Origin of the sequence: Winogradskyella epiphytica (assembly GCF_003217215.1) — a bacterium.
GTDB lineage: Bacteria > Bacteroidota > Bacteroidia > Flavobacteriales > Flavobacteriaceae > Winogradskyella > Winogradskyella epiphytica.
In genome coordinates, this window is the sequence record NZ_QJTD01000002.1 from 322,508 (window position 1) to 334,975 (window position 12,468).

Annotated in this window: 10 protein-coding genes; 7 read left to right on the top strand and 3 right to left on the bottom strand. The window is 31.6% G+C overall.

What is annotated here, in order from left to right; translation table 11 throughout:
* Positions 1-4: 4 nt before the first annotated feature.
* Both DFQ11_RS06690 and DFQ11_RS06695 read left to right on the top strand, forming a co-directional pair.
* On the top strand, positions 5-1,141 hold the full coding sequence (locus DFQ11_RS06690; protein WP_110475093.1) for a glycosyltransferase family 4 protein: 1,137 nt from the start codon (positions 5-7) through the stop codon (positions 1,139-1,141).
* 35 nt (positions 1,142-1,176) lie between these two features.
* A complete protein-coding gene (locus tag DFQ11_RS06695; protein ID WP_110475094.1) occupies positions 1,177-1,791 on the top strand; it encodes a sugar transferase in 615 nt (204 codons plus the stop codon).
* Positions 1,792-1,803: 12 nt separating this feature from the next.
* On the opposite strand, the gene DFQ11_RS06700 is transcribed toward DFQ11_RS06695, so the two are convergent.
* Both DFQ11_RS06700 and DFQ11_RS06705 read right to left on the bottom strand, forming a co-directional pair.
* Positions 1,804-2,460: an HAD family hydrolase gene (locus tag DFQ11_RS06700; protein ID WP_110475095.1), complete on the bottom strand. Its 657-nt coding sequence runs from the start codon at positions 2,458-2,460 to the stop codon at positions 1,804-1,806.
* Positions 2,444-3,415 carry an ATP-grasp domain-containing protein gene (locus tag DFQ11_RS06705; protein ID WP_110475096.1) on the bottom strand — a complete coding sequence of 324 codons (972 nt, stop codon included), beginning with the start codon at positions 3,413-3,415 and terminating at the stop codon, positions 2,444-2,446. The genes DFQ11_RS06700 and DFQ11_RS06705 overlap by 17 nt, the downstream gene beginning before the upstream one ends.
* 380 nt (positions 3,416-3,795) lie before the next feature.
* Here DFQ11_RS06705 and DFQ11_RS06710 point away from each other — a divergent pair, with 380 nt between their 5' ends.
* The 5 genes from DFQ11_RS06710 (at position 3,796) to DFQ11_RS06730 (ending at position 11,202) form a co-directional block, all read left to right on the top strand.
* Positions 3,796-4,923 (top strand): DegT/DnrJ/EryC1/StrS family aminotransferase, encoded by a 1,128-nt coding sequence (locus DFQ11_RS06710; RefSeq protein WP_110475097.1) that lies wholly within the window; start codon positions 3,796-3,798, stop codon positions 4,921-4,923.
* A 50-nt stretch (positions 4,924-4,973) separates the two neighbouring features.
* Complete coding sequence (locus DFQ11_RS06715; RefSeq protein ID WP_394346951.1) at positions 4,974-6,812, top strand: polysaccharide biosynthesis protein; 1,839 nt, start codon at positions 4,974-4,976, stop codon at positions 6,810-6,812.
* A 28-nt stretch (positions 6,813-6,840) separates the two neighbouring features.
* Positions 6,841-7,617 (top strand): polysaccharide biosynthesis/export family protein, encoded by a 777-nt coding sequence (locus DFQ11_RS06720; protein ID WP_110475099.1) that lies wholly within the window; start codon positions 6,841-6,843, stop codon positions 7,615-7,617.
* A gap of 16 nt (positions 7,618-7,633) precedes the next feature.
* On the top strand, positions 7,634-9,994 hold the full coding sequence (locus DFQ11_RS06725; RefSeq protein WP_110475100.1) for a GumC family protein: 2,361 nt from the start codon (positions 7,634-7,636) through the stop codon (positions 9,992-9,994).
* Positions 9,995-10,158: 164 nt separating this feature from the next.
* Entirely contained in the window at positions 10,159-11,202 is a 1,044-nt protein-coding gene (locus DFQ11_RS06730; RefSeq protein ID WP_189343000.1) for a polysaccharide deacetylase family protein, read from the top strand.
* A gap of 9 nt (positions 11,203-11,211) precedes the next feature.
* On the opposite strand, the gene DFQ11_RS06735 is transcribed toward DFQ11_RS06730, so the two are convergent.
* Entirely contained in the window at positions 11,212-12,384 is a 1,173-nt protein-coding gene (locus DFQ11_RS06735; RefSeq protein ID WP_110475102.1) for a proline dehydrogenase family protein, read from the bottom strand.
* Positions 12,385-12,468 lie beyond the last annotated feature (84 nt).

Below are 12,468 nucleotides of genomic sequence, written 5' to 3' on the forward strand. Positions count from 1 at the left end.
TTGAATGAATAAAAAAAGAATACTACTTATAGCCTCCTATGATGGCTCACTTATTAGTTTTAGAGGGGATTTTATAAAGCACTTAATAGCCAATCAATTCGAAGTGTTTGCTGCCGCGCCTAATTTTAAAGAAAAGGTCTCTAGACAACTAAAAGAAATGGGGGCAAAACCAATAGAATATAAGTTACAACGTACTGGGCTTAACCCATTCAAAGACTTTGGAACGATTATGGAATTAAAATCAATTATTAAAAATAATAAAATTGATTTAGTATTTCCATACACCGTTAAACCTGTAATCTACGGTTCTATAGCTAGTAACCTTAATAAAACATCTGTAATATCCTTAATTACTGGATTAGGTTACACCTTTTCAGGAGTGACTACCAAAGCAAAATTATTACAATGGCTAAACGAAATTTTATATAAATTTTCCATCCGAAAAAACAAAATCATTGTCTTTCAAAATAAAGATGATCATGAATTGTTTTTAAATCGCAAAATTATAGCCAAAAGTCAAAAAGTTGAATTTGTTAGCGGGTCTGGTGTAAACCTCAACGAATACAAATTCCTAAAAAAGAAGGTTAAAGAAGAAGTTAGCTTTCTATTAGTTGCACGATTAATTAAAGAAAAAGGGATTTCCTTATACATGGAGGCTGCCACGATATTAAAGAAGAAATACCCTAAAGTAGAGTTTCACTTAATTGGCCCAATTGAATCGGCCCCAACCGCAATTACGGAAGACGAAATTAACGACCTACACAATAAAAATATTATTAATTACCATGGTCTTCAGAAAAATATAGCTGAACATCTGCATCAGCGGGATGTTTTTGTACTTCCAAGTTATTATCGGGAAGGTTTACCTAGAACTAATTTAGAAGCATGTGCCTGTGGAAACCCAATTATAACTACAGACTCTGTAGGTTGTAGAGAATCTGTGAAACACGGTATTAATGGTTTATTAATAGAACCACGAAATTTGAACGCTTTAATTAATGCAATGGAGTTTTTCATAACACATCCTGAAAAAATAATTGAAATGGGAGAAAATAGTAGAAAATACGCTGAAGAACGTTTCGATGTAAACATTATAAATTCTAATTTATTAAGTTTTATTAATCAAACCTTATCCAATTAAATGGTTAACTATAATAAATAGTGCTAGTTCTAAATATGAAATTATATCAAAACATTATTAAAAGAACCTTTGATTTTTTAGCAGCTCTTATTGGTCTATTGATTATAGCTCCTCTATTACTGGTACTTATAATTATACTCACTATTACAAATAATGGTAAACCCTTTTTTTACCAAAAAAGAACCGGTAAGCATGGTCATATTTTTACAATAATTAAGTTAAAGACCATGACGGATAAAACTGATTCAAACGGTCAACTTTTACCAGAAATCCAAAGGATAACTAAGGTTGGTGATATATGTAGAAAGTACTCCTTGGATGAAATTCCGCAATTAATAAATATTCTTAAAGGAGATATGAGCCTGATTGGACCACGCCCTCTATTACCAAGCTATTTACCATTATATAATAAAACACAAAATAGAAGACATGAAGTGATGCCTGGAATTACAGGTTGGGCACAAGTAAATGGTAGAAACGCCATTAGTTGGGAGAAAAAATTTGAATACGATGTCTATTACGTAGACAATCAATCAATTGCACTAGATTTTAAAATTCTGATTAAAACCATAGACAAAGTCATAAATAGAAAGGATATTAACAATTCAGACAGCGTAAATATGCCCATTTTTAAAGGCACTAAAGAATAGTTATACCATAATTTAGATAATGGATAATTCCTTAAAGTTGAAAATAAAATCTAGAGGCATGTTGGCAGGATTTAAGAATTTAAATGCGCTGTGGTGGATGTTTTTACCATTATCAATCACTCCAACACTCCTCCAATTCAACACATTAGGAGCAATAAAATCTTTTTTTAAATTATCTGCGATATAAAAATATTCGGATGCTGGAAATGCATTTTCTATTGCTTTAAAATTATCCAAACTTGGTTTCTCTGAGCCTTGTTCCTCAGAAATAACTATTTTATCAATGTAGCTTAACAATCCCAAGTTCTTTAATTTAGCCCTTTGAGTTATAGATCTACCATCTGTGATAATTCCTATTATCCCATTATTATCCTTAATAGCCTTAAAGACATCCAGCACTCCTTCAAACGGAGTTATGTCAGGTGAATGATTTCGATATATTTCAATTAAAGATTGAATATCCTTAGCATATGTATTTGAAAGAAACTTAAATACATTAGAATTTGATCTATACATGGAAAACATTTGAATATATAAATATATCCAATTCTTAGGCTCCAAAGATTGGGCTATTTCAGTATAGGCAGATTTTAAAAAATCTAATTCATTATATAATGTGTCATCTAAATCAAATACAACAACAGTATGTTCATTAACCTTTATATCCATGAACTAAAATTTCATCATCATATCTTACCATTAGTAAATCTTGTTCCCAGGAATCAAACTTATCAGATAATTGTTTATCTAAAAGATATTCCTCGATAATCCATTTAGTATAATTGGCCCCTGAATGATATGTTAAAGGGTAGCCTCCACCAAAACGAGGATTAACTTCAATACCAATTATTTTATCTTCATTGTTTTTATGCACAAAAAATTGTGTGGTAAGACAGCCTATTGCCCCTTCAATATGCTTTAAGTTTTTCTTTATATAAGAAACTATACTATTATTAACAGTCAAAGCTTTATATACTTCACCACCTCTAACTTCTAACCTTTTTCTTGGAACCACACATCTCAATTTGTTGGCTTTGCAATAATATAAATCACATGTAAATTCGTCATAATATTCAGGGTTTATATACTCTAAGAACATTAATTTCTCATTAGTGTAGTGGTATTCTGTTAGGTCCTTTTTAGACTTAATTATAAAAGTATCCACACTTCTACTACCGTCTAATGGTTTTATAAATATTGGAAGTTTAAAGTTTTCTTTTGTATACTCTTTGGCTACATTAATATTATTTTCTTCAAAAAACTTATGAATCTCACGTTTATCTCTACACTTTGAGACAAATTCTTCTGACGAAATAACAACAACAATACCATGCTCTTTAAAATATTGTTTTTTTTGCGCAAGCAATAACAACTCTGTATCAATAGTTGGAATTATTAAACGTATTTTGCATGACTTACAAAAATCGATTAATTCTTCTAAGTATTGAGGCTCATTTAATAAGGGAACCTTAAGAAGGCCGTCTGCTATTTGACAAGCGGCTGATAATTCAGGATTAGAATCTGATGCATAAACTTTCGCCTCCGGATAGATCTTCTTTATTTCTTTTTGGAAAGATCTTACCAATGATACTCTGCGACCAGCTGACGTTATTAAAATATTCATTCGGTAGGTTTAATTCGCTACATTATCTAGTATAATTTTATATAAGTACAAATATAACACTTTGAAGAATGCTTATACTATTAATTAATCACAAAACACCCCTATTTAACTGATTGTCTTAATAATAAAATTCATTAATAGAATTAAACCTCGACATGACAACTCTAAAATAAATTGTAAAGATGTGCTAATATCTTAAAAAGTGAATCTGTAAACTGTATACTACTGTTAACGACGTAATTATTTACTTTTTATCGTATTAATTTGGGGTCACACGAGATAAAACGCATATTTAACACAAATAAATCATGTCCCAAATCCCTCGATCGACATGAAATTGAATAGTAATCTATTGAAAGTTACTTAACAATTTTTTACTTATGAAATCAAAAATATGGCTATCATCACCACATATGAGTGGTAATGAGCAAAACTACATAAACGAAGCTTTTGAAACCAATTGGATTGCTCCATTAGGTCCTAACGTAACCGGTTTTGAAAACGACCTGCAATCTTTTCTTAATGAAGAGAGACATGTTGCCGCATTAGTTTCTGGTACTTCAGCACTTCATTTAAGTCTTATATTATTAGGTGTGAAACAGGGGGATGAAGTAATTTGTCAAAGCAAGACCTTCTCTGCTACGGCTAATCCAATAGTTTATCAAGGAGCCACTCCCGTGTTTGTAGATAGTGAAATGGAAACATGGAATATGTGTCCAATGTTATTAGAAACCGCAATTAAAGACCGGATTTCACAAGGAAAAAAACCAAAAGCTATTATTGCAGTTCATTTATATGGTATGCCTTATAAAGTAGAAGAAATAAACGCTGTCGCTAAAGCGTTTGATATCCCTGTAATTGAGGATAGTGCAGAATCATTAGGTAGCCACTATAAAAATCAGAATTGCGGCACCTTTGGTGATTTATCTATACTCTCGTTTAATGGAAATAAAATTATAACAACTTCAGGAGGCGGTGCTATAGTAACACGGACATTAGAACAGAAACAAAAAGCAGTTTTTTTAGCGACTCAAGCTAGAGATGATGCTCCTCATTATTTACATTCACATATTGGTTACAATTATAGAATGTCTAATATCGTCGCCGGGATAGGTCGTGGTCAAATGACAATTTTAGAAAGTCACGTTTTAAAAAGACGAATGAACCACGAAACCTATGTAACTGCATTTAGAAACAATCGTAACATTAATTTTGTTCACGAGCCTGAAGGTCATTTTTCAAACCGATGGCTGAGCTGTATACTTTTAGATTCAAAAACCAATCGTGAAGGTGTTAGACTTGCTCTACAAAAAGAAAATATAGAATCAAGGCCGCTTTGGAAACCAATGCATCAACAACCTGTTTTTAAAAACTCGGTAAGCTATATCAATGGAGTATCAGATGAGTTATTTGAAAGAGGATTGTGCTTACCTAGTGGATCAAATTTAACAGATAATGAGATTGATAGAGTTATTTCTACCATAAATACGTATTTTGTAACATGTTAATAAATTTTCTTAATAAAATATCCCAAAAATATGCATCAAAATGGCTTGTATTGCTATTTGATATAGCTATTGTTATAGTTACGTTTTTTTTGGCTTATTTAATTAGGTTTAATTTTCAAATCGAATTTGATCTAATTACTGTTATCTATCAAATTCCGTATGTAGTAGTAATATCAGCAATTAGTTTTATTGCCGTTGGATCCTATAAAGGGGTTGTTCGATTTACTGGCTTTAAAGACATTGTTAATATTATTATCGGTGCGAATATTTTAGCCACAATACTTATCTTTTTTACTTTTATTAGCAGACGTTTTTTTTATGAAGAAAGCATTTTTGATGTCTCTGGCTCAATAATTTATATTCATTTATTATTAAATATTCTATTTTTAATAGGAGCTAAATTATTTATAAAATCTATATACCATTATATAATTCAAGATTTTAAAGATGTATCAAATGTGTTAATTTTTGGTGCTGGAAACTCTGGAATGTTGACATATGATGCTATTCAAAATGATTCTAAAAATGGCCTTGAAGTTGTAGGTTTTATTGATGATGATGAACGAAAAATAGATAAAAAGATTAATCTATTAAGGGTTTATAATTTAGAATCTATTGACCTAGACTTTATTGAGAAAAATAAGGTTGAAGATGTTATTATCTCTATTCAAAGTATAGAACCTACAAGATTATTACAAATCACTACTAGTTTGTTTTCTTTAGGACTTAAAGTTAAAATAGTACCTCCAGTCCAAAACTGGATTGATGGTGATTTAAGTGTAGGTCAAATAAAGGAAGTTAAAATTGAAGACTTATTAGGTAGAGATCCTATCAGCATCAAAAACCCTACTTTAGAGGACCAATACGACAATCAAGTTATTTTAGTTACTGGAGCTGCAGGATCAATTGGAAGTGAAATATGTAGAAAAATCAGCCTCTATAACTTTAAAAAATTAATACTTGTAGACAATGCAGAATCTGCATTGTACGACATTCAACAAGAGTTCAAACAACAAAATATTGAGAATATTGAAATAGTTGTTGCAGACGTTCGTAACAAAGTCCGAATCGATCAGATATTCAATCTATATAAACCTAAGGTAGTTTTCCATGCGGCGGCATATAAACACGTTCCTTTAATGGAAAACAACCCTTATGAAGCTGTGAGTGTAAATATTGGTGGCACAAAAAATGTTGCAGATATTGCGGTTAAACATAGCGTAGATAAATTCGTACTCATCTCTACTGATAAAGCCGTAAACCCAACGAATGTAATGGGCGCCACCAAACGAATTGCTGAGCTATATGTGACCTGTCTAAAAGGAAAAGGTCATACTAAATTTATTACAACGAGGTTTGGAAATGTTTTAGGTTCAAATGGATCTGTAATTCCTCTATTTAAAAAGCAAATTGAAAAAGGTGGACCTTTAACTGTCACTCATAAAGACATAACACGTTATTTTATGACAATCCCTGAAGCATGTCAGCTCGTTTTAGAGGCGGCAGCCATGGGAAACGGTGGTGAAATATTTGTATTCGACATGGGAGAGCCAATAAAGATTTTTAATCTTGCTACTAATATGATTATCCTTTCAGGTTTACGATACCCTGAAGATATAGATATTAAAATTACAGGTTTAAGACCTGGCGAAAAGATTTATGAAGAGCTTCTTGCAGATGGTGAAAACACGAAAAAAACTTACCATGAAAAAATAATGATAGCTAAATCAAGATATGTTGATACGATCGAAGTAGAAAAGAAAATAAACAAACTTTCTAATGTCAGTATATTAACCCAACCTTTAGAAATTGTATCCTTGATAAAAATTTTAATTCCTGAATACATATCTAACAACTCTACTTATGAAGTATTAGATATTAAAAAATAATAATTATAACAATCAAACTCCTATACTGATGAATACACGATCTCTATTAATTTCACTATTATCAATAATAATGGCTACTTCTTGTGTATCTAGAAAAAACTTGGTTTATTTTCAAGATGAGCTTCTTGATGAGACCGTAATAGCCTCCACCCCTAAAGAATTAACTTATAAACCCGATGATATTTTAACCATAAATGTTTCTGCTTTAGATCCTGCAACGGTAGCCCCGTTTAACCTCCCTTTAGTTTCTAACAATTTTAATGATTTAACTAGTGCTCAAGGCGCATTAAAACAACAAACTTATTTAGTCGATTATAATGGAAATATCGAATTTCCTGTATTGGGTACTATCAAGGTCGAAGGGCTCACAAGATCAGAACTCACTGAATTATTGGTAAACCAAATTAAGGAGATGGCTAATAACCCAATTGTCAACGTTCGCTTAGCAAATTTTACAGTTACTGTTATTGGCGAAGTATCCAGACCAGGAACATTTACCATCCAAGACGAAAGAATAACTTTACTAGAAGCCCTTGGTCTTGCGAACGACCTCACAATATTTGGTAAACGTAAAAATGTAAAGTTAATCAGAGAGGTTGATGGTCAAAAGAAAATTGCGCTAATTGATTTAACTTCGATAAACGCCATCAATTCACCGGTTTATTATCTTCAGCAAAATGATGTTATTTACGTCGAACCTAATAACGCAAAAGTACGTTCATCAACATACAATCAAAATAACGGGGTATTAATTTCCGCAATTGGTACTTTAACCACAATCTTAGCTATTTTCATTGTAAAGTAATTAATTATTAGAGTTTATGAAATCTAAATCTGCCAATAACGAATTAAAAGAGCAAATTGAATTAATATTATCCCATTGGGTGTTAATATCATTAAGCTTAATAATTGCCATATTCCTCGCTTACACCTATTTAAGATACGAAGACCCTAAATATAATGCGAGTGCTACAATAAAAATAAAAGATGAAAAGCAGTCGCAAAAATTGCCTAATTTAGAAGATATATCAAGTAAGGGCTTATTTGCCAATGGATCAAACCAAATTCTTGATGAAATTGAGGTGATTAAATCAAGATCCTTAATGACCAATGTCATTAAAAATTTAAATTTAAACATTGAGTATTTCGCTCAAGGGCAAATTAAAGAGAAAGAAATTTATAAAAATCCACCTGTTAAACTCAACTTCTTTGCTTCCGACTCTGTAATTCACACTGTAGATACAACGCTTTTCATTAAAATTGTATCCCCATCTAAATTCTTAGTGTTTGAAGATGACGGTAAATCCTTAATCGAACGTGATAACGCTTTAGGCAAAGCTTACAACTTTGGTGATAGACTTAAAACAAGTTTTGGAGATATGATTATAGTGCCTAATATAGGGAGACATGCTCCAGTGATAGGGAGTAATTTACGGGTAACTATTGTACCTGTAAGAAAACGGGTAAACTCCTACCAAAGAAAACTTGAAATTTCAACAGAAACCGGCTCGAGTATGGTGAAACTTGATATGCAAGACAATATACCTGAAAGAGCAATCGATATTTTAAATGAAATAATTAAGGAATATAACAACGATGTCATATTAGACAAAGAATCAGTAATCAAGGTAACCTCTGATTTTATAAACAATAGACTTCAAGTTGTTTCTAAAGAACTTGAAGAAGTTGATTTTACAGCTGAACAATTACAGAAACAAAATAAACTTACAGCGTTAGGCTCTCAAGCAAATTTATATTTAGAAAGTGAAAGAGCAACAGAGAATAAAATTAATGCCACGTCTAATACCATACAGCTCATAGATTATTTACGAGATGAAATAAAACAGAAAAACAAAAGCTCTGATTTACTACCACCAAATATAATCGAAGATGCAAATATTTCTCAAGTAACCAAAACACATAACGAATTAGTTGCACAAAGGGATAGATATTTAAAGAATTCTAGTGAGAAAAATCCTATTGTAATCAATCTCAATAATCAAATTGATGCCTTAAAACAAAACTTAGAAAACTCCCTAAATAATTTAAAAAAATCAAGTGAAATCACTTTAACAAATCTGAACAGAGAAGACGCTAGAATAAGAGGACAACTTTACTCAGCCCCTACCAAACAAAGACAGTTTAGAGATATAGAGCGCCAACAAGGCATAAAAGAATCACTATACTTATATCTTTTAGAAAAGAGAGAAGAATCCGCCATAAGATTAGGAATGTTCTCGCCTAACGCTAAAATTATAGATAAAGGTTATTCTTCGTATCGTTCAGTAGCACCTAATGTAATGTTAACTTATTTAGGGGCCATCTTGTTTGGTTTAGCAATTCCTATTGGATTTATTTATATTAAAAGTCTATTAGATAATAAAATTCACAAGAAGGAAGATTTAGTCAAAATCTTAGATATTCCTTATTTAGGTGATATCCCAAAAACCAGTAAAAAAGATAAAGTTGTCAAAAAAGTTGATTACTCACCTAAAGCAGAGGCTTTTAGGATTCTACGCTCAAATATTGATTTTTTACTATCAGATACATCTAATAAGTCCAAAAAACTTTTCGTAACCTCTACGCGAGCACAAGAAGGTAAATCTCATACAAGCACAAATTTAGCTCTATCAATATCTTACTCTGAAAAATCTGTACTTTTAATTGAAACAGATATTAGAATGCCGAAAATCATGGAATATATAAATGGAAAAGAAAAATCTCCTAAAGGGTTAACAGATTATATAGCAGATAAATCTATTAAACCTACAGATATTGTGATTAAAAATAAAGAAAATGAATTCTTAGATATTATTCCTTCAGGCACGATACCTCCAAATCCTTCAGAGCTATTAATGAGTGATCGCGTTGGTGATCTCTTTAATTATTTTGATGATAAATACGATTATATCATTGTAGACACATCAGCGGTTGGCCTAGTTAGTGATACCATGTTAATATCAAAATACGCGGACATGTTCATTTATGTGGTTAGCGCAAATAATATTGATAAAAGACAATTGGTTCACGTAGCCCAGCCATTATGGGAGGAAAATAGGCTGCCGCGAATGACCTTATTATTAAATGGAATTATTTCTGGTAATAAAGGTTATGGCTATGGTTACGGTTATGGCCATAATCCTACAGCCACTAAAACCTCAATATTTAAAAAAGGTAATTAGCGAATATTATTAAATTCACCTTCGACTTTATTTAAAAATATTAATGATAAAAATATAGCATAGACATGGTATTGATGTTTCATAGTGTTGGATGCGAAAAGGAAAATTGGTATCGTAATTGGCTATCAGTCTCTTTAAATCATTTCGAAACCTTCTGTAAATTTTTGGTAAAAGAAAATTACGAAACTATTCTGTTAGAAGAATGGTATAGAAATTCATCAAATAAAAAAAATGGACGTGAGAAGAAAGTTGTTCTGACTTTCGATGATGGTTACTTAGATAATTGGGTATATGTTTATCCTATATTAAAAAAGTACAATTTAAAGGGAACCATATTTGTTAACCCTGAGTTTATCGAAGATTCACAAGTGGTTAGAAGTAATTTAATCGACGTATGGAAGGGCAAAATTGAAAAGAGCCAATTAGCTCCACTTGGGTTTGTTAATTGGTCAGAACTAAATGAAATGGATTCATCTGGGGTATTAGATGTTCAATCTCATAGTATGAGCCATAATTTCTATTATCATTCCAATATTCTTAAAGATATTTATAATGGACAAGCAAATTATGATTGGCTTGCATGGATTAAGAAACCACATCGAAAACCATACTATATCACTGAAAATCAGAAAGGTTTTATTCCTTTTGGTACTCCGATTTTTGAATTTGGGAGAGCCCTAGGTCTTAGACGTTATTTTCCAGATGATGAGTTTGTGAATCAGGCCATACGATTATATGAAACAGACAAAAATAATAAAACGGAGCTTTTAGGTAAATTAAACCGTATTCTTCAAGATTATCCTGGTAAATTTGAGTCAGATGAAGATATGGAGAAGAGGTATCGCTATGAACTTTTTGAAAGTAAAAAAATATTAGAGAATAAATTTAATAAGAGTGTGGATTTTTTATGTTGGCCAGGAGGTGGATATAATGAACTTAGTGTCAATTTATCCATTGAGGCTGGGTATAAAGCATCTACAGGAACCCCTAGATACAATCTCACAGAATTGAATAAGAATAAAGATTATAAACGAATTAAACGTTTTCCAATGGGGTCATTTATCACCACGTCAAAATCACATCACTATGTTAATCGACCTAATTATTTAGTGAGCATGTTTAAATCCCATGAAGGAAGTGCATTACATAAAACTATGTACTACGCTCATAAATTAAGTCTAATGATTTTAGAAAAAATTAGAAAATAGAGGGTGTCTTTACAACTTACGTCTCTTCCTTTCTTTTTTAAGCAATGTCAATTCTCTACTGGTTTGCCCTGCGACTGAAGTATTCTCCTCTGCCCTTCTAATTAAATAAGGCATAACGTCTTTGACCGGACCAAAAGGAATATATTTAGCTACGTTGTAACCTTCAGCTGCTAAATTAAAACTAATATGATCGCTCATTCCATACAACTGACCAAACCAAACATTATTATCTTTCTTATCTACACCATGAGTTTTCATAAGCTCCATAGCCAAATAACAGCTTTCTTCATTATGTGTACCAATAAATACGGAAATGTCTTTTAAATTTTCAAGAATATAATTAAGAGCATTATTGAAATTATCATCAGTAGCTTTTTTATTATCACAGATTGGCGATTTATAATTATTCTCCAGTGCTCTTTCTCGTTCCTTCTCCATATATGCACCGCGAACAATTTTCATACCTACTTTAAAACCACCTTCCTTTGCACGCTTATGTAATTGTTTTAAATAATCAAAACGATCCCAACGATACAGCTGCAGTGTATTATACACAATAGTCACATCTTTGTTATATCGACGCATCATTTCCTCCACTAAATCATCCGCTGCATCTTGCATCCAACTCTCTTCAGCATCGATTAACACTTCAACATCTTTTTCTTTGGCTAATTTACAGACCGCATCAAACCTACCTACTATTCTTTCCCATTCTGCCTTTTCAGATTCGTTTAGCTTAATACCTTCCGTTTTTTTTCTATACAATAAAAACCTACCAAATCCCGATGGCTTAAAGACCACAATAGGCATTGCTTCTCTATCTTCACAGAATTGGATGATTTTTAAAATTTTCTCCAGAGCATTATCAAATTGATTTTCTACAGATTTCCCTTCTACAGAATAATCCAAAACAGAACTAACTCCTTCTGTATAAAGCTTATCAATAACTGGCAAACAATCTTCCTCACTTACACCACCACAAAAGTGATCAAAAACCGTAGCACGAATCAACTTTTCGACCGGTAAATGTGCTTTTAAAGCAAAATTAGTTACAGCGGTTCCAATCCTAACTAAAGGTTCAGATGAAATTAATTTAAATAAAAAGTAAGCACGTTCTAGCTCAGAATCAGACTTTAAGATAAAAGCTGTCCGTGTATTTTCAAAGAGTGAGCGATCAATCATTATCAATGGGTTATTTTTGCAAATATATTTATTATAAGGTTTACTTTTTTCTAAAAAAAGAAACTATTTTCACAGTTCAATATT